The organism is Actinomadura sp. B10D3, from assembly GCF_039871695.1.
Taxonomy (GTDB): Bacteria; Actinomycetota; Actinomycetes; order Streptosporangiales; family Streptosporangiaceae; genus Spirillospora; species Spirillospora madurae.
On the sequence record NZ_JBDPLY010000004.1, the window covers coordinates 18,538 to 38,535 of the forward strand.

Sequence of the window (19,998 nt, forward strand, 5' to 3'; positions counted from 1 at the left end):
CATACCTCCGGGGGGCGATCAGGTGTCTGATTCCTCCCCACGGACCATGATCATTATCCCTCGGGTGCGGTGACCGTCGCGCCACGCCCGGGCGGGCTCTGGTGGTGGAGCCGGTCCTGGGCGGTGACGTAGTAGGTGTAGACGCGGCCCTTCTTGGCGCCGGGGTCGATGATGCCGCCGCCGCGGACGTCGGCGATGAGCCGCCCGGTGTCGGCGGGGGCGCAGCCGGGCCGTTCGCCGTCGGCCCGGTAGACGGCGTAGGACGTGGCGCCCTTGGACGGCCGCCAGGTGACCTTGACGCCCTTGCCGTCGCCGGCGGGCGCGGCCGTGGTGCCCTGGACGGCCGGCGGCGCGGCGCCGCCGCGGCGGGCGGGGACGGGGCGCAGGGCGGGGCGGCTGTAGTGGTCGTCGCGGAGCCGGGCGGCGAAGCCGCGGCGGTTGGCGGCGACGTCGCGGGCGCTGAAGAACACGTCGCCGTTGATCTGGGGGTGCTTGGCGTTCAGGGCGAGGTGGCGCGACAGCTCGGCGGGGTCCTTCCAGGCGGCGTCCGCGCCGACGCGGTAGGCGGCCTGCCCGATGGTGAGCTGGACGCCGGTGCCCTTGACCTGCCCGGCCCACCAGGCGGCGAGCTTGGCGTAGTCGGCGCGGGGGTCGCCGATCGGCCAGTACAGCTGGGGGGTGACGTAGTCGAGCCAGCCCCTCTTGATCCAGGTGCGGGTGTCGGCGTAGATGTCGTCGTAGCTCTGCAGGGCGCTGGTGGGCGATCCGGCGGGGTCGGTGCTCTTGTTGCGCCACACGCCGAACGGGCTGATGCCGAACTGCACCCACGGCTTGGCCTCGTGGATCTTGCCCGAGAGGGACTCGACGAGGGTGTCGACGTTCTTGCGGCGCCAGTCGCCCTTGTCCATCCCCTTGCCGTGGGTCTTGTAGGTGGCGGCGTCGGGGAACTCGCCGTCCTCGGGGTAGGGGTAGAAGTAGTCGTCGAAGTGGACGGCGTCGATGTCGTACTTGTTGACGACGTCCATGACGGCCTTGGTGGCCAGGTCGCGGACCTGCGGCAGGCCCGGGTCGTACCACAGGCCCTTGTTGTACTTGCGGACCCAGTCGGGGTGCTGGCGGGCGGGGCTCTTGGGCGACAGCTTCTTCAGGTCGTCCTGGCGGGAGATGCGGTAGGGGTTGAACCAGGCGTGGAACTCCAGGTTGCGGGCGTGGGCCTCCTTGAGCATGAACGCCAGGACGTCGTAGCCGGGGTCCTTGCCCTGCGTGCCGGTGATCCACTGCGACCACGGCTCGTACGGTGACTCGTAGAACGCGTCGGAGTTCGGGCGGATCTGGACGAACACGGCGTTCATGTTCATCGACGCGGCGGTGTCGAGGAGCTCGGTGTAGCGCTTCTTCTGCTGGGCGGCCGAGCCCTGGGGCCAGTCGGTGTTGCCGACGGTGGTGATCCACATGGCGCGCAGCTGCCGGCCGCGGGTGTCGCCGGGGGCGGCGATGTCCGGGCATTCGGCCTTGGCCCCGGGCGGGACGGGCCCGCCGCCGCGCCCCTCCTCGTCTCTGGAGCCTCCGAAGGCGGGGATGCCGCAGGCGGCGAGCGCGCTCATCGCCGCTCCCGCCGTCATCGCCGCCGCCACTGCGCGGGTCCTGGTTCGCCATGCCATAGCGGCCCATTGTTACGCACCCGTTGCGATGCTCGGACCGAAACGCCGATGCCCGTGTGATCCCTTTCCGTCCCATTTACCCTGGTCCACACATTGCGATCTTCGAACACGCGTTCCATACTGGCCGGACGATCGATCGCTCACCTGTTCGAGGAGGCGGGGTGCGCTGGGACCATCTGCGACTCGACGGCGACGGCGGGCCCGAGCCGCCGCTGATCGAGCGGCGCGCGGTGGCGCGCACCTTCGACACCCCGGAGTTCCGCGGCATGACCTTCTACGAGGTGCACGCCAAAACGATCGTGAACAAGGTCCCCGAGGCGTCCCGCCTCCCGTTCCGCTGGACGATCAACCCCTACAGGGGCTGCTCCCACGCATGCCCCTACTGCTACGCCCGCAGGACCCACGAGTACCTCGACCTGGACTCCGGCGCCGACTTCGACTCGCGGATCGTGGTGAAGGTGAACGCGGCCGAGCGGGTCCGGGCGGAGCTGGCGGCGCCGCGGTGGCGGGGCGAGCACATCGCGATGGGCACCAACGTCGACTGCTACCAGCGCGCCGAGGGCCGCTACCGGCTGATGCCGGGGATCCTGGCGGCGCTGACCGAGGCCGCCAACCCGTTCTCCATCCTGACCAAGGGGTCGCTGATCCTGCGCGACCTGCCGCTGCTCGAAGAGGCCGCCGCCCGCACGCGGGTGAGCGCCGCGGTGTCGGTCGGGTCGGTCGACCGGGACCTGGGGCGGCTGGTGGAGCCGGGCGCGCCCCCGCCGCAGCGGCGGCTGGAGGTGTGCGCGGCGCTGAACGATGCGGGCATCGGCTGCGGTGTGCTGATGGGCCCGGTCATCCCCTACCTGTCGGACTCCCCCGCCCAGCTTGAGGCCGCCGTCCGGCAGATCGCCGAGGCGGGCGCCACGTCGGTGTCGGCGATCGTCCTGCACCTGCGTCCGGGCGCCCGCGAATGGTTCCTGTCGTGGCTGCGCGAGCACCATCCGGAGCTGGTGGCGCCCTACGCGCGCCTGTACCGCGGCGGCGCCTACGCCCCCCGCGAGTACCAGGAGCGGATCACCGCGCGGGTCCGCGAGCTGGCCGCCGCGTACGGGGTCGGCGGCCGGGCGTCCCACCGCCCCGCCGCCCCTCCCCCGCCGCCGGCGCGCCCGGAACAGCTCACCCTCCTGTGACCCGCCGCCCCCGCGCCCCGCCTCACCCGCCCTGCGATGTCAGGCGGCGTCGGTGGTGGTGGTGGTGTCGGTGGTGGTGTGGGGGGCGGGGTGGTGGTGGATGTGCAGGCCGGTGCGGCCGGGGGCCAGGTGGGGGCGCAGGACGAGGTCGTCGTCGTAGTCGCCGCCGTGCTCGGTCCGATACGGGATGGGCGCGGCGGTGGGCAGCGCGCGCAGGCGTTCGTCGAGGGCGGCGGTGTGCGCGGCGTGGTCGGCGGGGGTGGCGCGGTCGGCGCCGGTGATGACCAGGGGCGGCAGGACGTCCATGCCGGTGTAGAACAGGGTGCCGTGCAGGAGGGGGAACAGCACGTCCTCGGCGGCGCCGTGGACGCCGCGGGGGCCGAGGCCGGTGGCGCGGGCGCCGGCGGTGGTGACGACCAGGGCGCGGCGCCCGGCCAGGCCGCCGTCGCCGTAGCGCAGGGTGCGGCCGCGGTCGTCGGTGACGCCGAAGGCGAAGCCCTGGACGAAGACGCGGTCGAACCAGCCCTTGAGGATCGCGGGCATCCCGTACCACCACAGGGGGAACTGCAGGACCAGCGCGTCCGCCCAGGCGATCTTGTCCTGTTCGGCGCGGATGTCGGGGGCCAGGGCGCCGGCAGCGTGGGCGCGCTGCGACTCGGCGCCGACGATGAGGCGGGCGGCGGGGTCGTGGCCGAAGTCGGCGGGTCCGACGACCGGGTTCCAGCCCATCGCGTACAGGTCGGAGTGGCGGACGCGGTGGCCGTGGCGGTGCAGGGTGGCGGCGCCGTGGTCGCGCAGGGCGCCGTTGAGGGAGCGGGCCTCGGGGTGGGCGAAGATCCACAGGACGTTCATGGCGTGTCTCCTTTTCCGTTGACCCGATGCTGCCGGGCGTCCGCCGCGACCCGTAAGTGGCCGGTAGGCCAAGATGTGCAAGGATCGGGCCATGAGCGGTGACGGGCTGCCGCGGGTGGCGGTGCTGGTGCGCGAGGGCGTGCTGCCGATGGAGCTGGGGATCGTCCACCAGCTGTTCGGGCAGGCCAGGTCGCCGGGCAGGGCGCCGCTGTACGAGGTGGTGTCGTGCGCGGTCGAGCCGGGGACGGTCCGGGCGGACGCCGATTTCGGTGTGGCGGTCGGGCACGGGCTGGAGGCGCTGGAGGCGGCGGACACGGTGCTGGTCCCCGCCTCGCACCTGCTGGACGAGGACCATCCCGGGGACGGGCCGGTCCCGGCGGCGCTGGCCGCGGCGCACCGGCGCGGCACGCGAGTGGCGTCGGTGTGCACGGGCGCGTTCGTGCTGGCGGCGGCGGGGCTGCTGGAGGGGCGGCGCGCGACGACGCACTGGCTGTCGTGCGGCCGGTTCGCGGCGATGTTCCCGAAGGTGAAGGTCGACGCGGCGGTGCTGTTCGTCGACGAGGGCGACGTACTGACCTCGGCAGGGGAGGCGGCGGGCATCGACCTGTGCCTGCACATGATCCGCCGCGACCACGGCGCGGCGGTCGCGGGGGACGTGGCGCGCCGCACGGTGGTGCCGCCGCACCGCGAGGGCGGGCAGGCTCAGTTCATCGCGCTGCCGGTGCCCGAGCCGCGGGCGTCCTCCACCGGCACGGCGCGGGAGTGGGCGCTGCAACGGCTGGACCGGCCGGTGACGCTGGCGGGGATGGCGGCGCGGGCGTCGATGAGCGTGCGGACGTTCACCCGCCGGTTCCGGCAGGAGACGGGCGTGTCGCCGCAGGTGTGGCTGGCGGCGCAGCGGGTGGAGCGGGCGCGGCGGCTGCTGGAGGAGACCGACCTGCCGGTGGACCGGGTCGCCGAGCGGGCCGGGTTCGGAACGGCGGCCTCGCTGCGGCAGCATCTGGCGGCGGCGGTCGGAGTGTCGCCGTCGGCGTACCGCGCCACGTTCCGCGGCCGCTGACACCGCCACCGTCCGGCGCGGGGTCAGGCGTGTTCGGTGTCGAGTTCGACGGGTTCGGCGATGACGTCGACCATGGCGCCGTTGCGCAGCACCGTGATCGGCAGCGGCTTGCCGATGGCGTCGGCGAACATCAGCTTCTGCAGCGACTGGGCGTGGGAGACCGGCACGCCGCCGGCGGTCAGGACCAGGTCACCGCGGCGCAGCCCGGCCCGGTCGGCGGGGCTGCGGGGCACGACCTCGGCGACCCGCAGCGCCTCGTCCTGCCCGATCCGCTCCCGCAGCGCCGCGGGCACCGGGACGGGCGCGGCGGCCAGGCCGAGGAACGCGCGGCGGACACGGCCGTCGCGCATGAGCGCGCCGATGATGCGGCGGGTGGTGGCGTTGACCGGGACGGCCAGGCCGAGCCCGATCCCGGCGACGGCGGTGTTGACGCCGACGACGCGGCCGCGGGCGTCGGCGAGCGCGCCGCCGGAGTTGCCGGGGTTGAGGGCGGCGTCGGTCTGGATGACGTCTTCGATGACCCGCACGCCGGTGCCCGAGCGGGTGCGCGCGGTCGGCAGGGACCGGCCGAGCGCCGACACCACCCCGGCGGTGACCGACCCGGCCAGACCGAGGGGGTTGCCGACGGCCACGACGAGCTGCCCGACGACCAGGTCGTCGGCGTCGCCGAGGGTGACCGGGCCGGGGGTGGGGCCGTCGGCGCGGACGACCGCCAGGTCCGACAGCGGGTCGGTGCCGACGACCGTGAACGCGCCGGTGTCGCCGTCGGCGAACGCGGCCTGCCCGCCGGACGCCGACCCGACGACGTGGGCGTTGGTGAGCAGGAACCCGTCGCCGGTGAACGCCACGGCCGACCCCGAGCCCTCCCCGCGGCCGTGCCGGACGCGCAGCGCCGCCACGCGCGGGGTCAGCTCGCGGGCCACGGCGGACACGACCCGGGAGTAGGCGTCCAGCGGCTCGCCCTCCCGGGGCTCGCTCTCGTGGGGGACCATCGCACCTCCCGATGATTACATCGTTACACGGCAACGCCGGGAGGTGAAGAGGTGTTCCCGCTACGGCCGCCCGACCCCCGGGCCGCCGTCCGGGCCGCCGTCCGAGCCGCCGTCCGGTCCGGGGTTCCGGTCGGTGCGCAGGACGCTGTAGAGGACCTCGTCGCGGTACTCGCCGCCGCGGAACCCGACGCCCCGCATGACGCCCTCGCGGGTGAAACCGGCCTTCTCCAGTGCCCGCTGCTCGGCGATGTTGTCCACCTCGACCTCGGCCTGGATCCGGTGCACCGCGGTGTGCGCGAACAGGTACTCCACCAGCAGCCGCTGGGCGCGGCTCCCGGCGCCGTGCCCGCGCGCGTCCGGCAGCAGCGAGATCCCGATGCTCCAGAACCACGACTGCTCCATGTAGGCGATCTTGCGGTAGGACACGATGCCGAGCAGCCGGCCGCCGCGCGCGACGGCCAGGTTCCCGAGGTCAGCGCCGAGCATCCGGTTGTCCTCCCACCGCCGCCGGTAGCGGCGCGGGTCGTGCCACCCCTGCCACAGGAACTCCCCGGCCAGCCGCGGCTCGGTCCGCAGCCGCTCGATCACGGCCAGGTCGTCCTCGGCGACCGGCCGCAGCTCCACCTCGTCGGTCATCGGCCCTCCCAGGGGGTCAGCGCAGCGTGGACAGGCCGCCGTCGACGTGCAGGACCTGCCCGGTGACGTAGGACGCGCGGTCCGACAGCAGGAACACCGCGGCGTCGGCGACCTCCCACGCCGTCCCCTGCCGGTGCATCGGGATCAGGCGGGCGACCTGGTCGCGGGAGGCGTTCCCGGCCGAGGCGGCACGCCCCATCACGGTGTCGATGAGGCCGGGCGCCACCACGTTCGCGCGCACCCCGCGGGGCGCGCCCTCGGCCGCGATGTGCCGCACCAGCCCGGTCAGGCCCGCCTTGGACGCGTCGTAGGACGGCGACCGCGACCCCGGCTTGGTCCCGGCCAGCGACCCGATGAACACCAGCGCGCCGCCGTCCTCCAGCGCCGGCATCGCGGCCTTGCCGACCAGGAACGGCGCCCGCAGGTTCACCTGCAGCACCCGGTCCCAGTCGGCCAGCGCCGTGCCCGCCAGCCCGTACCCGATGCCGATCCCGGCGTTGAACACCACCCCGTCCAGCCCGCCGAGCCCCTCGACCGCCCGCGTCACCACCCGGTCGCACGACTCGGGATCGGTGACGTCGGCGACCACCACGCACGCCCGCCCGCCCTCGGCGGTGATCATCGCGGCGGTCTCCCCCGCGGCGTGCTCGTCCATGTCGCCGCACGCCACCATCGCGCCCTCCCGCGCGGCCGTGACGGCGATGGCGCGGCCGTTGCCGACCGGGGCTGCGGGGTCGTCGCTGCGCCGCGTCCCCGCGCCGACGACCAGGACCCGGCGTCCCGCGAGCAGCCCGCCGGGGGGTGGAGTCTCGGGCATGATCGGCACCGTAGCCGAGATCGCCCGCCCCGCCCAGCCCCCCGCTAGGGTGCTGGGCATGGTGCACGGCACGGGACGCGCGGCGGGGACGGCCGCAGAGCCGGCGGTGGTCGAGCGCGCCGCCGGGGTGGGCGGGGAGCTGGTGCTGCGCCGCGACGGCGGCCACTACGAGATCATCAGCAACGGCGTGTTCCTCATGGACACCCGCAACGGCGAGTCCGAGCGGCTGCTGGTCCGCGCCGCCGCCGAAGGGCTGGACGGGCCGCTCCGCATCCTCATCGGCGGGCTCGGCGTCGGGTTCTCCCTCGCCGAGGCCCTCACCCTGCCCGGCGTGGAGCACGTCACCGTCGTCGAACGCGAGCCCGCCGTCATCGGCTGGCACGCCACCGCGCTGCGGCCCTGGTCGGACGGCGCCCTGGACGACCCCCGCGTCGCGGTCGAATGCGCCGACCTGCTCGCCTTCGTCGCCGCCCCCGGCGGCCGGCGCTTCGACGCGCTCTGCCTGGACATCGACAACGGCCCCGACTGGACCGTCACCCCCGGCAACGCCCGCCTCTACGCGGGCGGCGGCCTGGACGCCCTCACCCGGCTGCTGACCCCGCGCGGCCGCCTGGCGGTGTGGAGCGCCAACGCCGCGCCGGCGTTCGAGGCGCTGCTGCGCGACCGGTTCGCCCGCGTCGAGGCCCGCCCGGTGCCGGTGCCGCGCGGCGAACCCGACGTGGTCTACCTCGCCGCCGGACCCGACTCCGCCGACTGAACCCTCGCCGGGGCCCCCGGCCGGTGAGGGGCCCGACAAAGCGGGGCGGCCCGTTTCTGTAGGCCGCACCGTCCATCCCGGAAGACCAGTTCGCTAGGTTTCGGACTGAACAAACCTTTTGGGAGGATCTGTGGCCAACGCCCACGCAGCCCAGCGGCACCCCGCCGTCCTGGGCGACCTGCTGCCCGGTTCCCTGGCCCGCGACGCCGCGCTCATCGCCGGCGCCGCCGCCCTCGTCGGCGCCGCCGCGCAACTCGCCGTCCCGCTGCCCGGCACCCCCGTCCCGGTCACCGGGCAGACCTTCGCCGTCCTCCTCGCCGGCGCCGCCCTCGGCCCCGGCCGCGGCGCCCTGGGCATGCTGGTCTACCTGCTGGCCGGCATGGCGGGCGTCCCCTGGTTCACCGACGGCACCTCCGGCACCGGATCCCCCACCCTCGGCTACGTCATCGGCTTCGTCGGCGCCGCCGCCCTCGTCGGACGCCTCGCGCAGCTCGGCGCCGACCGCACCCCCCTGCGCACCGCCGCCACAATGCTCAGCGGAACCCTCGTCATGTACGCCGCCGGCGTCCCCTACCTGACGGCCGCCCTGAACATCGACCTCACCAAGGCCCTGGACCTCGGCGTCACCCCGTTCCTGGCAGGCGACGCCCTGAAGGTCCTGCTGGCCGCCGCCCTGCTGCCCGCCGCATGGAAGGTCACCGGCGCCGGACACCGCCGCTGACCCGCCCGCCCGTCCGGTCCCCGCGCCCGTCCGGTCCCCCGCGCCCGCGCATGGACACCGGACGGGCGGGAACACACGCCACCGCGCCGACCGCAACCGCCCTGCGCCGATGTGGCGCACACCTCACCGCACACCGCCACCCCGCCCGTTTGAACAGGTTCAAATCTGTCGTACAGTGGCTTGCGTGAAGCTCGCCGTGACAGCACCGGACCGACTCACCGTCCGCACCGTCCCGGTCCCCGACCCGGGCGACCTCATCGCGCGGCTCCCGCACCCCTCCGCCCTGGCCTGGATCCGCCACGGCGACGGCATCGTCGGCTGGGGCGAAGCCGCCCGCCTCACCCTCCCCGGCGGCCACGACCGCTTCGCCGCCGCCGCCCGCATGCTCGGCGACCTGTTCGGCGCCGCCGCCGTCGACGACCCCATCGCCGTCCCCGGCTCCGGCCCCGTCGCCTTCGGCACCTTCGGCTTCGACCCCAAATCCCCCGACTCCACCCTCATCGTCCCCCGCCGCGTCCTCGGCCGCCGCGACGGCCGCGCCTGGCTCACCACCATCGGCGACGACACCGACCCCCTCACCCTCACCACCCCGCCCCAGCCCCCCACCGGCCTGCACTGGAGCGACGGAGCCCTCCCCGAACACGCCTGGAAGGACGCCGTCGCCGCCGCCGTCGACCGCATCCGCGCCGGCCACCTCGCCGCCGGCCCCCCGCACCACCGCACCGGCCTCGGCAAGGTCGTCCTCGCCCGCGACCTCACCGTCCGCGCCGACGCCCCCATCGACGCCCGCGTCCTCCTCCAGCGCCTCGCCGCCCGCTTCCCCGCCTGCTACACCTTCTCCTGCGCCGGCATGGTCGGCGCCACCCCCGAACTCCTCATCCGCCGCACCGGCGGCGACATCGAATCCCTCGTCCTGGCCGGCACCACCGCCCGCGGCCACACCTCCGCCGACGACCGCGCCCGCGCCGCCCGCCTCTTCGCCTCCCCCAAAGACCGCGAAGAACACCGCTACGCCGCCGAGATGGTCCGCGACGCCCTCACCCCCCTGTGCGCCGACCTCACCATCCCCGACGAACCCGAACTCCTCACCCTCCCCAATGTCACCCACCTCGCCTCACCCCTCCGCGGCCGCCTCACCGCCGACCGCTCCGTCCTGGACGTCGTCGCCGCCCTCCACCCCACCCCCGCCGTCTGCGGCACCCCCACCGGCACCGCCATGGACCTCATCCGCGAACTCGAAGGCATGGACCGCGGCCGCTACGCCGGCCCCGTCGGCTGGGTCGACGCCCGCGGCGACGGCGAATGGGGCATCGCCCTGCGCTGCGCCGAGATCGACGGCACCCGCGCCCGCCTCTTCGCCGGCTGCGGCATCGTCGCCGACTCCGACCCCGACGCCGAACTCGCCGAGGCCCGCACCAAGTTCCGCCCCATGCAGTACGCCCTCCACGGCTGACCGACCGCACCGGGCCCCAACTGCACCGACACCCCCGCACACCCGGTACGGTCATCCACGGAAAACCCCACCCCGAGACGGAGAACAGCCACCGTGGACGTCGAACGGACCGCCCTGCCCGGAATCGGCCTGCAGCACGTCATGACCACCGGCCGAGGCCGCCAGATCGGCGTCATCTCCCACCGCAGCGGCCGCCGCGACCTCGTCATCTACGACAAAGAAGACCCCGACAGCTGCATCGCCACGGTCGCCCTCAACCCCGAGGAGGCCAACGCCATCGCCGAACTCCTCGGCACCGGCCGCATCATCGAACACCTCGCCGAACTCCACCGCCAGGTCGAAGGCCTCGTCACCGAGCAGATCCCCATCGCCCCCGGCTCCCCCTACGACGGGCGCCCCCTCGGCGACACCCGCTCCCGCACCCGCACCGGCGCCTCCATCGTCGCCGTCGTCCGCGAAGGCCAGGTCATCGCCAGCCCCCGCCCCGACTTCGTCTTCCACGCCGGAGACATCATCGTCGTCGTCGGCACCGGCGAAGGCACCGCCGCCGTGGCCCAAATCCTCTCCGACGGCTGACCCGCATGCACACAGCCGTACAACTCATCGAACTCGGCGCCATCATCCTCGCCCTCGGCCTCCTCGGCGCCATCTCCGTCCGCTTCTCCATCTCCCCCATCCCCCTCTACCTCATCGCCGGCCTCGCCTTCGGATCCGGCGGCATCCTCCCCCTCACCACCAGCGAGGACTTCGTCGCCACCGGCGCCGAAGTCGGCGTCATCCTCCTGCTGTTCACCCTCGGCCTCGAATACACCGCCGACGAACTCGTCGGCACCCTGCGCACCTCCGCACCCGTCGGCCTCGCCGACATCGCCCTCAACGCCACCCCCGGCGTCCTCGCCGCCCTCCTCCTCGGCTGGGGCCCCGTCGCCGCCGTCGCCATGGGCGGCATCACCTACGTCACCTCATCCGGCATCACCGCCAAGGTCATCGGCGACCTCGGCTGGCTCGGCAACCGCGAAACCCCCGCCGTGCTGTCGGTCCTCGTCTTCGAGGACCTCGCCATGGCCGCCTACCTCCCGATCCTCACCGCCCTCCTCGCCGGCGCCGGACTCCTCGGCGGCGCCGCCGCCCTCGCCATCGCCGCCGCCACCATCAGCGTCATCCTCTACATCGCCCTCCGCCACGGCAGCCTCGTCGAACGCTTCGTCGCCAGCCCCAGCGAAGAGGTCCTCCTCCTCAAAGTCCTCGGCCTCACCCTCCTCGTCGCCGGCGTCGCCCAGCAACTCCAGGTCTCCGCCGCCGTCGGCGCCTTCCTCGTCGGCATCGCCCTGTCCGGCAGCCTCGCCCACACCGCCCAGAAACTCCTCGCACCCCTGCGCGACCTCTTCGCCGCCGTCTTCTTCGTCTTCTTCGGCCTGCACACCGACCCCAGCGACCTGCCGCCCGTCCTCGGCATCGCCGCCGCCCTCGCCGCCGCCGGCATCCTCACCAAGCTCGGCACCGGCTGGATCGCCGCACGCCGCGCCGGCGTCGCCGCCACCGGACGCCTGCGCGCCGGCGCCGCCCTCATGCCCCGCGGCGAGTTCAACATCGTCATCGCCGGCCTCGCCGTCAGCGCCGGCGCCAACTCCCGCCTCGGCCCCCTCGCCGCCGCCTACGTCCTCATCCTCGCCGTCGCCGGCCCCATCATCGCCCGCAGCGCCGAACCCCTCGCCGGACGCCTGCGCGCCCGCCGCGCCCACCGCCGCACCGCCCAGACCGACGCCGACGTCCCCGCACCCGCCATGCGCGTCAGCGAAGAGGACACCGCCGGAACCCACTGACCCCTGCGCGGGCCTCACACCGCGGGCGGCTGGCACCCCGGACACCAGAACAGGTTCCGCCCCGCCAGCTCGGCCACCGCCACCGCCGTCCCGCACACCAGGCACGGCTGCCCCGCCCGCCGGTACACGTACACCTCGCCCCCGTGACCGTCCACCCGCGGCGGCCGCCCCATCGCCTCCGGCGTGTGCTCCGGGCGCACCGTGTCGATCCGCCCCGCCCGCACACCCTCCGCCATCAGCAGCACCAGATCGTCCCAGATCGCCGCCCACCGCTCCGCCGACAGCGACCGCCCCGGCAACCGCGGATCCACCCCCTGCCGGAACAGCACCTCCGCCCGGTAGATGTTCCCCGGACCCGCCACCACCGACTGATCCATCAGCAGCACCGCCACCGGCGTCCGCGACCGGCTGATCCGCCGCCACGCAACCCCCGGATCCGCATCACCCCGCAGCGGATCCGGCCCCAGCCGATCACGCAGCAGCTTCACATCCCCCGGCTCCAGCAGCGCACACGCGTTCGGCCCCCGCAGATCCGCATAACACCCGCCGCCCACCAGCCGCAACCGCACCGCCCCGACCGGCGCCGGCACCGGCCCCTCCCCGAACACGTACTTCCCGTAAATCCCCAGATGCACATGCAGAGTCCGCTCATCATCGAACCCCAGCAGCAGATGCTTGCCATGCGCGTCCGCCGCCGTCAGCACCCGCCCGTCCAGCCACCGCGCCCCCTCCGCGAACCGCCCCTGCGGGCTCGACGCGGAAACGGCGAGGCCGCCGAACATCCTCTGATGCTCGGCGGCCAGACGGTGAATCGTGTGTCCCTCGGGCATGGCCCGGAGCATAGCCCCGCCGCTACCGCAGCGGCTCCCCGATCTCCCGCATGTGACCAAGCGCCTCCCGGTACGACGCCACCAGCCCCGTCTCGGTGTAAGGGACGCCCGCCGCCGCGCAGTGCTCACGCACCATCGGCTGCATCTTCCGCAGATTGCAGCGGGGAACCCCAGGGAACAGGTGGTGCTCGATCTGGTAGTTCAGGCCGCCCATCATCCAGTCCGTCACCGGGCCGCCGCGCACGTTGCGGGAGGTCAGCACCTGGCGGCGCAGATGCCCCCACCGCTGCCCCGGCTCGGGCATCGCCATCCCCTTGTGGTTGGGCGCGAACACCGCACCCAGATGCACCCCGAACAGCGCATGCTGCACCACCATCAACGCCACCGCCTTCTCCACCGGCAGCAGCGACAACGCCAGCGCCAGATACCCGACGGCATGCGCGACCAGCAGACCACCCTCGATGACCTGGTCACGGCGTGATCGCCCCCGCAGGAACAGCACACTGCCGATCTTGAGATTCACGCCCTCCAGCGTCAGCAACGGGAAGAACAGCACCGCCTGATGCCGCGCCACCCACCGCAGCACACCCCGCTGCCGCCCCGCCTGCTCCGCCGTCCACGCCAGCACGCCCTCCCCCACATCAGGGTCCTTCCCGACATGGTTCGGGTTCGCGTGATGACGGTTGTGCTTGTCGCTCCACCACCCGTGCCCCATCCCCAGCAGCAGATTCCCCAGCACCAACCCCAGCCACCGGTTCGCCCGCGCACTCCGCGCGATCTGCCGGTGCCCCGCGTCATGGCCCAGGAACCCCGTCCGCGCCGCCACGACCGCCAGCGGAACACCCAGCAAAACCGTCCACCAGCTGTCCCCCGTCCACGCCACCGCCCCCCACAAGGCGGCGGTCGCGGCCAGATTCAGCCCGACCGCCCGCGCGTAGTAGCCGCGACGCCGATCGAGCAGCCCGCTCTCGCGGACACGCCGCGCCAGCGGCGCGAACTCACTGCCGGCCTCTTTCTGCCGGGACGGTCGGGAGGGAGCGTGCAGGGTCGCGGGCATGAAGTCTCCAACGGGAGCGGGGAACACGATCCCCTGAAGCTACGGAGGGTCAACCCCAGGGGTCACCCCGCCAGAGAGCCATCCCCGGTCTGGCTCGCAGGTCCCGGTTCCCCAAGCGACCCGTCGCTCCCCTGAATGATCATCAGCCGGAACCCGCACCCTGCGCGAAAGCGCCTGCTACGCCCCGATATAAGGTCACAAGTCATGGACGACGACTCTCGGTGGATCGAACTGGACGGTGCGGTCAACGCCCGCGACCTCGGCGGACTCCCCACGACCGACGGCCGCACCACCCGCCGCGGACGCGTCCTGCGCTCCGACAACCTCCAGGACCTCACCGTCGCCGACGTCCGGCTCCTCCTGGACGGCTACGCCCTCAAGAACGTCATCGACCTGCGCAGCGACGCCGAAGCACGCCTCGAAGGCCCCGGCCCCCTGACCCGCGTACCGTCCGTCACCATCCACCAGCTGTCGCTGTTCTCCGAAGGCGGCCGCCACACCGACGTCGCCGCCGACGTGGACGTCGACAAGGTGCTGCCCTGGCAGGAACGCGACGCGGACGGCGCCGAACAGGACCGTTCCATCGGCCACTACCTCGGCTACCTCGCCGACCGCGGCGACTCCGTCGTCGCCGCCCTGCGCGTCATGACCCGCACCGACGGGTCCGCGCTCGTGCACTGCGCCGCGGGCAAGGACCGCACCGGCGTCGTCTGCGCCCTCGCCCTCGACGTCGCCGGCGTCACCCGCGAGGCCATCGTCGCCGACTACGCCCGGACCGGCGAACGCCTCGACGCGATCCTGCGGCGCCTGCGCGGCAGCGACACCTACGCCGCCGACCTCGACTCCCGCCCGGCCGACTCCCACCAGCCCCACGCCGCCATCATGGACAAGTTCCTCGCCCGCATCGACGAGGAGCACGGCGGCATCCTCGGCTGGCTGGCCGGCCACGGCTGGACCGACGACGACACCCGGGCGCTCCGCGACCGCCTCCTCGGCTGACCCCCGCGCCCCCACCACACCTCCTCACTACCGGCACGCTGGGCATCCCCGCCGATGCTGCTATTACCTAGGTGAGGGGTGTTTTTAGCTCTTTGGTTGTGGGTGGAGGCGACTCAGCCCGACGCCTTTACGTTGTAAGTTTCAAGGGGAGACTATTGGCACCGCGACGGCTTCCCGTTCGGAGTCGGTCAGGTGAGGACGGCGCGGACGGCGGCCTGGGCCGCCTGGCGGAGGTCGGCGTGCAGCGCCGCGTTCGCCTCCCGGTCGGTGCGGGCCTCGACGATCCGCAGCCCCTCCCCCGCCATCGCCTTCGGCAGGTCCGCCGCCGCGTCCAGGCGCCGGTACGGGACGCCGTGCGCGGCGGCGACCGCCTCGAGGTCCACCTGGTGCGGGGTGCCGAAGACCCGCTCGAACGGGCCGTGCAGCGCCGCCTGCGGCAGCAGCGAGAAGATCCCCCCGCCCCGGTTGTTCACCACGATGATCGCCAGGTCGGGCCGGCGGTCGTGCGGCCCCACGATCAGCCCGTTCTGGTCGTGCAGGAACGCCAGATCGCCCAGCAGCGCGTAGGAGCGGCCGCTGTGCGCCAGCGCCGCGCCCATCGCCGTCGACACCAGCCCGTCGATGCCGCTGGCGCCCCGGTTCGCCATGATCCGGATACCCCGCCGCGGCCGCATCACCTGGTCCAGATCGCGGATCGGCATGCTCGCGGCCGTGAACAGCAGCGACCCGCCCGGCAGCCCCGCGACCAGGTCCCGCGCCAGCCGCGGCTCGCTGACCTCAGGAACCGCGTCCAGCACCGCGTCCACCGCCGCCGCGGCGGCCCGGTCCGCCGTCCGCCACGACTTCAGCCACGCGTCGTCGCCCGACACCACCGGGATCTCCACCTCCGGGGCCACCTGCGTCGCCGACCGGACCGGGTCGGGCCAGTGCGCGAGATCCGGCGCCAGCACGATGTGCTCCTCGGCCCGGCGCAGCAGCGACAGCAGCGGGCGCGACAGCCCCGGCTTGCCCAGCGTCACCACCACCTCGGGACGGTGCCGCTCCACGAACTCCGGGACGCCCAGCAGGAAATGGTGCGACGACAGCGCGTGGTCGCCGTAGCGGGCGTTGCCGTTCGGCTCGGCCAGCACGGGCCAGCCGGCCATCGACGCGGCCGCCACGTACCGCTTGACGTTCATCGCGCCGTCCCCGACCACCAGGACGCCGCGCCGCGTCGGCGGGACGTGCAGCACCGACCCCGGCGTCGCCGGCCGCACCTTCGTCCACGCGCCCGTCGCGTCGCCGTCGAGCGGCTCGCACCACGTCTCGTCGCCGTCCGGGATCAGCGGCTCCCGGAACGAGGCGTTCACATGCACCGGCCCCGGCACCGGCGCCTGCGCCAGCCCCCACGCGCGGCTCATCAGCGACCGCCAGTACGCCACCATGCCCGGACGGTTCTCCGGGACGCCGATCTCGGTGCTCCACCGCACCGCCGTCCCGTACAGCTTCACCTGGTCGATCGTCTGGTTCGCGCCGGTGTCGCGCAGCTCCGGCGGACGGTCCGCCGTCAAGACCAGCAGCGGAACGCCCGACTCGTGCGCCTCCACCACCGCCGGATGGAAGTTCGCCGCCGCCGTACCCGACGTGCACACCAGCGCCACCGGACGGCCCGACCGCTTGGCCAGGCCGAGCCCGAGGAACGACCCCGACCGCTCGTCGATCCGCACATGCATGCGGATCCGGCCCGCCTCCTCGGCGGCGTGCAGCGCCAGCGCCAGCGGCGCCGACCGCGACCCCGGCGCCAGCACCACGTCGGTCATCCCGCACCGCAGCAGCTCGTCGACCAGGACGGTCGCCAGCGCGGTCGCCGGGTTCACGGCCCCTCCTCGATCACCGCGGGGCCCTCCAGGTGCGCCTGGGCCTCCAGCGCCCGGCCGCGCCACGGCCCGCCGGGGACCTCCCAGCGGCGCAGCGCCTCCTCGTCCACCACCGGCCGCCGCACCTCGATCTCACCCGCCACGGGCCACAGCGGATCGCGCACGACGTCGCCCTCCAGCAGCGCCAGCGTCCCCAGCCCGCACGCGTACGGCAGCTCCGGCAGCGCGGCCGCGAGGGCGAGCCCCGCCGCCAGCCCCACCGACGTCTCCACCGCGCTCGACACCACCACCGGCAGCCCGCAGGCCTCCGCCACCCGCAGCGCCGCCGCGACCCCGCCGAGCGGCTGCACCTTCAGCACCGCGATGTCGGCGGCGCCCGCCGCCCGGACCTTCAGCGGATCCTCGGCCCGGCGGATCGACTCGTCCGCCGCGACCGGGACGTCCACCAGCCGCCGCAGCCGCGCCAGCTCCTCCAGCGTCGCGCAGGGCTGCTCGGCGTACTCCAGCTCCCACCGGTCCAGCGCCCGGATCATCCGCGCCGCGCGGTCGACGTCCCAGCCGCCGTTCACATCGATCCGGACCCGGCCCTGCGGGCCGAGCGCCGCGCGGACCGCCTCGACGCGCGCCAGGTCGTCGGCCTCGCCCTGCCCGCGCTCGGCGACCTTCACCTTCGCGGTCCGGCAGCCGGACTCCTTCACCATCTCGAACGCCCGCTCCGGGCCGACCGCCGGAACCGTCACGTTCACCGGGATCCGGTCGCGGACGGGCGCCGGCCAGCCCTCGCACGCGGCCTCGCGGGCCGCGGCCAGCCACCGCGCGCACTCGGCCGGGCCGTACTCGGCGAACGGCGAGAACTCTCCCCAGCCGGCGGGGCCCTGGATCAGGGCGCCCTCCCGCCGCGTCACACCGCGGAACCGCGTCCGCATCGGGATGGAGAACACCCGCACGCGCCGACCCCCTGACCTGCCCGCTGAATCAACGTATTCCGGATCACACCGTCCGTACGAACAATTAGTAGTACCACGGGAAACGCGACCAATCGGGGTCGCGCTTCTCCAGGAACGCGTCGCGTCCCTCGGCCGCCTCGTCGGTGGCGTAGGCGAGCCGGGTCGCCTCTCCGGCGAACACCTGCTGGCCCACCAGACCGTCGTCGACCATGTTGAACGCGTACTTCAGCATCCGCTGCGCCGTCGGGCTCTTGCCGTTGATCTTCCGCGCCCACTCCAGCGCCACGGCCTCGAGCTCGGCGTGCGGGACGACCGCGTTGACCATGCCCATCCGGTGCGCCGCGTCGGCGTCGTAGGTCTCGCCCAGGAAGAAGATCTCGCGGGCGAACTTCTGCCCCACCTGCCGCGCCAGGTACGCCGACCCGAACCCACCGTCGAAGCTCGCCACGTCCGCGTCGGTCTGCTTGAACCGCGCGTGCTCCCGGCTGGCGAGCGTGAGGTCGCACACCACGTGCAGGCTGTGCCCGCCGCCCGCGGCCCAGCCCGGCACCACGCAGATGACGACCTTGCCCATGAACCGGATCAGCCGCTGCACCTCCAGGATGTGCAGCCGCCCGGCCCGCGCCGGGTCGATCGTCTCCGACGTCTCCCCCTCGGCGTACCTGTAGCCGTCCTTGCCCCGGATGCGCTGGTCGCCGCCGGAGCAGAACGCCCACCCGCCGTCCTTGGGCGACGGCCCGTTCCCCGTGATCAGCACGCACCCGACGTCGCTGGACATCCGCGCGTGGTCGAGCGCCCGGTACAGCTCGTCCACCGTGTGCGGGCGGAACGCGTTGCGCACCTCCGGGCGGTTGAACGCCACCCGCACCGTCCCGTGGTCCACGGCCCGGTGGTAGGTGATGTCGGTGAACCCGAACCCCTCCACCTCTTTCCACGCGTCCGCGTCGAACAGCTCCGAGACCATGTCATCCTCCCGTCGGCGACCGCGCCGCGGCCGGGTCCGCGGCGCGCGTGACCCATTCAACCGGTCCCGCGTTTGAACGCGTTCAGCGGGGTCGTCTACCCTGATCAGATCATGGATCGCCCTCTGCACGCCGCCGTTCTGCCTCCCGGCCCCGCCTTGTTCCGGGCCCTGGCCGACGCCCTCGACGGCGGTCCCGCGATCTGCCCGCTCTCCCCCGACCTGCCCGAGCCCGCGCTCCGCGACCTGCTGGACGCCCTGGCCCCGGACGCCGTCCGCACGCCGGACGGCCTCGCCCCCTACCGCCCGCGCGGCGGCCGGGTCCCCGCCGACGCCGAGACGGCGGTGCTGATCGCCACGTCCGGCTCCACCGGCCCGCCGAAGTTCGTCGAGCTGCCGGCCGGCGCGCTGCGCCACTCCGCCGCGGGGACGCTCGCGCGCATCGAGGCCGCGCCCGGCGACCGGTGGCTGTGCTGCGTGCCCACCAGCCACATCTCCGGCGTCCAGGTCCTCGTCCGCGCCCTCGTCGCCGGCACCGACCCGGTCATCATGCCGCGCTTCGACGCCGCCGCCGTCGCGGCCACCGAGGGCGCGCACGTCTCGCTCGTCCCGACCCAGCTGCGCCGGATCCTCGACACCGGCGCCGACCTGTCCCGGCTCGGCGCGATCGTCCTCGGCGGCGCCGCCGCCACGCCCGGCCTGCTCGCCGCGGCCCGCGCCCGCGGCGCCCGCGTGTTCACCACCTACGGCATGAGCGAGACGTGCGGCGGCTGCGTCTACGACGGCGTCCCGCTGGACGGCATGCGCGTCGCGCTCGGCGCGGGCGGCCGGATTTGCCTCGCCGGGCCGTCCCTGTTCACCGGCTACCGGCTGCGGCCCGAGGAGTCCGCCGAGGTCAGGGACGGCGAGTGGTTCGTCACCCAGGACCTCGGGGCGATCGAGGACGGCCGGCTCCGCGTCCGCGGCCGCCTCGACGACGTGATCAACACCGGCGGGGAGAAGGTCGTCGCCGGCGAGATCGCGACCGTGCTGTCCCGGCACCCGAAGGTCCGCGACGTGGTCGTGGTCGGCCGGCCCGACCCCGAGTGGGGCGAACGGGTCACCGCCGTCGTCGTGCCCGCCGCGGCCCGCCCGCCCGACCTGGCCGAGCTGCGGGCGTTCGTCCGGGAGACGATGCCCGCGCACGCCGCGCCCCGCGAGCTCGAGCTGGTGGACGCCATCCCGCTGCTGGCGTCCGGCAAGCCCGACCGTGCCCGGCTGCGCGCCGCCGCGCCCTGATCCGTGGTCTTCGTCACGCTGTCGGCGACCAGTGCCCTTTACACAGTAAGGTAAGGCAGGATCGGACAGGGCCGTGTGAAACCGCCGGTCAGGGGCACCACGACCTCCTGGATCGGTCCTCCC

Annotated in this window: 19 protein-coding genes; 9 read left to right on the forward strand and 10 right to left on the reverse strand. The window is 74.1% G+C overall.

All coding sequences use genetic code 11. The features are described from left to right. Positions 1-53 precede the first annotated feature (53 nt). Positions 54-1,604, reverse strand: a complete 1,551-nt coding sequence (locus ABGB11_RS08570) for a family 10 glycosylhydrolase (protein WP_347630611.1) — start codon at positions 1,602-1,604, stop codon at positions 54-56. Between the two features lie 218 nt (positions 1,605-1,822). On the opposite strand from ABGB11_RS08570, the gene ABGB11_RS08575 reads away from it, so the two are divergent. Beyond that, on the forward strand, positions 1,823-2,836 hold the full coding sequence (locus tag ABGB11_RS08575) for an Rv2578c family radical SAM protein (RefSeq protein ID WP_347630613.1): 1,014 nt from the start codon (positions 1,823-1,825) through the stop codon (positions 2,834-2,836). Between the two features lie 39 nt (positions 2,837-2,875). Here ABGB11_RS08575 and ABGB11_RS08580 read toward each other — a convergent pair whose 3' ends face one another. Beyond that, on the reverse strand, positions 2,876-3,688 hold the full coding sequence (locus ABGB11_RS08580) for an NAD(P)H-dependent oxidoreductase (protein WP_347630615.1): 813 nt from the start codon (positions 3,686-3,688) through the stop codon (positions 2,876-2,878). Between the two features lie 91 nt (positions 3,689-3,779). Between ABGB11_RS08580 and ABGB11_RS08585 the strand changes: the two genes are divergently transcribed. Further along, the gene (locus ABGB11_RS08585) at positions 3,780-4,748 is read left to right on the forward strand and encodes a helix-turn-helix domain-containing protein (RefSeq protein WP_347630617.1); all 969 of its coding nucleotides are present in this window, start codon (positions 3,780-3,782) and stop codon (positions 4,746-4,748) included. Between the two features lie 23 nt (positions 4,749-4,771). Here ABGB11_RS08585 and ABGB11_RS08590 read toward each other — a convergent pair whose 3' ends face one another. From ABGB11_RS08590 to ABGB11_RS08600, 3 genes are read right to left on the reverse strand one after another with little or no spacing between them, the layout of a single operon-like run. Next, the gene (locus tag ABGB11_RS08590; protein WP_347630619.1) at positions 4,772-5,740 is read right to left on the reverse strand and encodes a trypsin-like peptidase domain-containing protein; all 969 of its coding nucleotides are present in this window, start codon (positions 5,738-5,740) and stop codon (positions 4,772-4,774) included. 60 nt (positions 5,741-5,800) lie between these two features. After that, positions 5,801-6,376 carry a GNAT family protein gene (locus ABGB11_RS08595; RefSeq protein ID WP_347630621.1) on the reverse strand — a complete coding sequence of 192 codons (576 nt, stop codon included), beginning with the start codon at positions 6,374-6,376 and terminating at the stop codon, positions 5,801-5,803. A gap of 16 nt (positions 6,377-6,392) precedes the next feature. Then, entirely contained in the window at positions 6,393-7,193 is an 801-nt protein-coding gene (locus ABGB11_RS08600) for an SDR family oxidoreductase (protein ID WP_347630623.1), read from the reverse strand. Here ABGB11_RS08600 and ABGB11_RS08605 point away from each other — a divergent pair. The 5 genes from ABGB11_RS08605 (at position 7,192) to ABGB11_RS08625 (ending at position 11,947) form a co-directional block, all read left to right on the forward strand. Then, on the forward strand, positions 7,192-7,950 hold the full coding sequence (locus tag ABGB11_RS08605; RefSeq protein ID WP_347630625.1) for a spermidine synthase: 759 nt from the start codon (positions 7,192-7,194) through the stop codon (positions 7,948-7,950). The two genes, ABGB11_RS08600 and ABGB11_RS08605, sit on opposite strands and share 2 nt — an antisense overlap. 130 nt (positions 7,951-8,080) lie before the next feature. Next, positions 8,081-8,671 carry a biotin transporter BioY gene (locus ABGB11_RS08610; RefSeq protein WP_347630627.1) on the forward strand — a complete coding sequence of 197 codons (591 nt, stop codon included), beginning with the start codon at positions 8,081-8,083 and terminating at the stop codon, positions 8,669-8,671. Between the two features lie 184 nt (positions 8,672-8,855). Further along, positions 8,856-10,124, forward strand: coding sequence for an isochorismate synthase (locus ABGB11_RS08615; RefSeq protein ID WP_347630629.1), 1,269 nt, complete (start codon positions 8,856-8,858; stop codon positions 10,122-10,124). Positions 10,125-10,217: 93 nt separating this feature from the next. Then, a complete protein-coding gene (locus ABGB11_RS08620) occupies positions 10,218-10,700 on the forward strand; it encodes a cation:proton antiporter regulatory subunit (protein ID WP_347630631.1) in 483 nt (160 codons plus the stop codon). Positions 10,701-10,705: 5 nt separating this feature from the next. Beyond that, positions 10,706-11,947 (forward strand): cation:proton antiporter, encoded by a 1,242-nt coding sequence (locus ABGB11_RS08625; RefSeq protein ID WP_347630633.1) that lies wholly within the window; start codon positions 10,706-10,708, stop codon positions 11,945-11,947. 14 nt (positions 11,948-11,961) lie between these two features. Here ABGB11_RS08625 and ABGB11_RS08630 read toward each other — a convergent pair whose 3' ends face one another. After that, on the reverse strand, positions 11,962-12,777 hold the full coding sequence (locus ABGB11_RS08630) for a DNA-formamidopyrimidine glycosylase family protein (protein ID WP_347630635.1): 816 nt from the start codon (positions 12,775-12,777) through the stop codon (positions 11,962-11,964). Positions 12,778-12,799: 22 nt separating this feature from the next. Continuing rightward, positions 12,800-13,834, reverse strand: coding sequence for an acyl-CoA desaturase (locus ABGB11_RS08635; RefSeq protein ID WP_347630637.1), 1,035 nt, complete (start codon positions 13,832-13,834; stop codon positions 12,800-12,802). A gap of 204 nt (positions 13,835-14,038) precedes the next feature. On the opposite strand from ABGB11_RS08635, the gene ABGB11_RS08640 reads away from it, so the two are divergent. Further along, positions 14,039-14,833, forward strand: a complete 795-nt coding sequence (locus ABGB11_RS08640; RefSeq protein ID WP_347630639.1) for a tyrosine-protein phosphatase — start codon at positions 14,039-14,041, stop codon at positions 14,831-14,833. A gap of 188 nt (positions 14,834-15,021) precedes the next feature. On the opposite strand, the gene menD is transcribed toward ABGB11_RS08640, so the two are convergent. From menD to ABGB11_RS08655, 3 genes are all read right to left on the reverse strand, one after another. Beyond that, positions 15,022-16,689 carry a 2-succinyl-5-enolpyruvyl-6-hydroxy-3-cyclohexene-1-carboxylic-acid synthase gene (gene menD / locus ABGB11_RS08645; protein WP_347630641.1) on the reverse strand — a complete coding sequence of 556 codons (1,668 nt, stop codon included), beginning with the start codon at positions 16,687-16,689 and terminating at the stop codon, positions 15,022-15,024. Continuing rightward, positions 16,686-17,636, reverse strand: coding sequence for an o-succinylbenzoate synthase (locus tag ABGB11_RS08650; RefSeq protein WP_347630643.1), 951 nt, complete (start codon positions 17,634-17,636; stop codon positions 16,686-16,688). The genes menD and ABGB11_RS08650 overlap by 4 nt, the downstream gene beginning before the upstream one ends. A 64-nt stretch (positions 17,637-17,700) precedes the next feature. Continuing rightward, the gene (locus ABGB11_RS08655) at positions 17,701-18,600 is read right to left on the reverse strand and encodes a 1,4-dihydroxy-2-naphthoyl-CoA synthase (protein ID WP_347630645.1); all 900 of its coding nucleotides are present in this window, start codon (positions 18,598-18,600) and stop codon (positions 17,701-17,703) included. A 111-nt stretch (positions 18,601-18,711) separates the two neighbouring features. Here ABGB11_RS08655 and ABGB11_RS08660 point away from each other — a divergent pair, with 111 nt between their 5' ends. After that, positions 18,712-19,875, forward strand: coding sequence for an AMP-binding protein (locus ABGB11_RS08660; protein ID WP_347630647.1), 1,164 nt, complete (start codon positions 18,712-18,714; stop codon positions 19,873-19,875). Positions 19,876-19,998: the final 123 nt, after the last annotated feature.

Excerpts from the sequence above, each read along its gene's own strand:
- ABGB11_RS08570 (WP_347630611.1), bottom strand. The coding sequence starts at position 1,604 with ATGAGCGCGCTCGCCGCCTGCGGCATCCCCGCCTTCGGAGGCTCCAGA.
- ABGB11_RS08580 (WP_347630615.1), bottom strand. The coding sequence starts at position 3,688 with ATGAACGTCCTGTGGATCTTCGCCCACCCCGAGGCCCGCTCCCTCAAC.
- ABGB11_RS08585 (WP_347630617.1), top strand. The coding sequence starts at position 3,780 with ATGAGCGGTGACGGGCTGCCGCGGGTGGCGGTGCTGGTGCGCGAGGGC.
- ABGB11_RS08590 (WP_347630619.1), bottom strand. The coding sequence starts at position 5,740 with ATGGTCCCCCACGAGAGCGAGCCCCGGGAGGGCGAGCCGCTGGACGCC.
- ABGB11_RS08595 (WP_347630621.1), bottom strand. The coding sequence starts at position 6,376 with ATGACCGACGAGGTGGAGCTGCGGCCGGTCGCCGAGGACGACCTGGCC.
- ABGB11_RS08605 (WP_347630625.1), top strand. The coding sequence starts at position 7,192 with ATGATCGGCACCGTAGCCGAGATCGCCCGCCCCGCCCAGCCCCCCGCT.
- ABGB11_RS08600 (WP_347630623.1), bottom strand. The coding sequence starts at position 7,193 with ATGCCCGAGACTCCACCCCCCGGCGGGCTGCTCGCGGGACGCCGGGTC.
- ABGB11_RS08625 (WP_347630633.1), top strand. The coding sequence starts at position 10,706 with ATGCACACAGCCGTACAACTCATCGAACTCGGCGCCATCATCCTCGCC.
- ABGB11_RS08630 (WP_347630635.1), bottom strand. The coding sequence starts at position 12,777 with ATGCCCGAGGGACACACGATTCACCGTCTGGCCGCCGAGCATCAGAGG.
- ABGB11_RS08635 (WP_347630637.1), bottom strand. The coding sequence starts at position 13,834 with ATGCCCGCGACCCTGCACGCTCCCTCCCGACCGTCCCGGCAGAAAGAG.
- ABGB11_RS08640 (WP_347630639.1), top strand. The coding sequence starts at position 14,039 with ATGGACGACGACTCTCGGTGGATCGAACTGGACGGTGCGGTCAACGCC.
- ABGB11_RS08655 (WP_347630645.1), bottom strand. The coding sequence starts at position 18,600 with ATGGTCTCGGAGCTGTTCGACGCGGACGCGTGGAAAGAGGTGGAGGGG.
- ABGB11_RS08660 (WP_347630647.1), top strand. The coding sequence starts at position 18,712 with ATGGATCGCCCTCTGCACGCCGCCGTTCTGCCTCCCGGCCCCGCCTTG.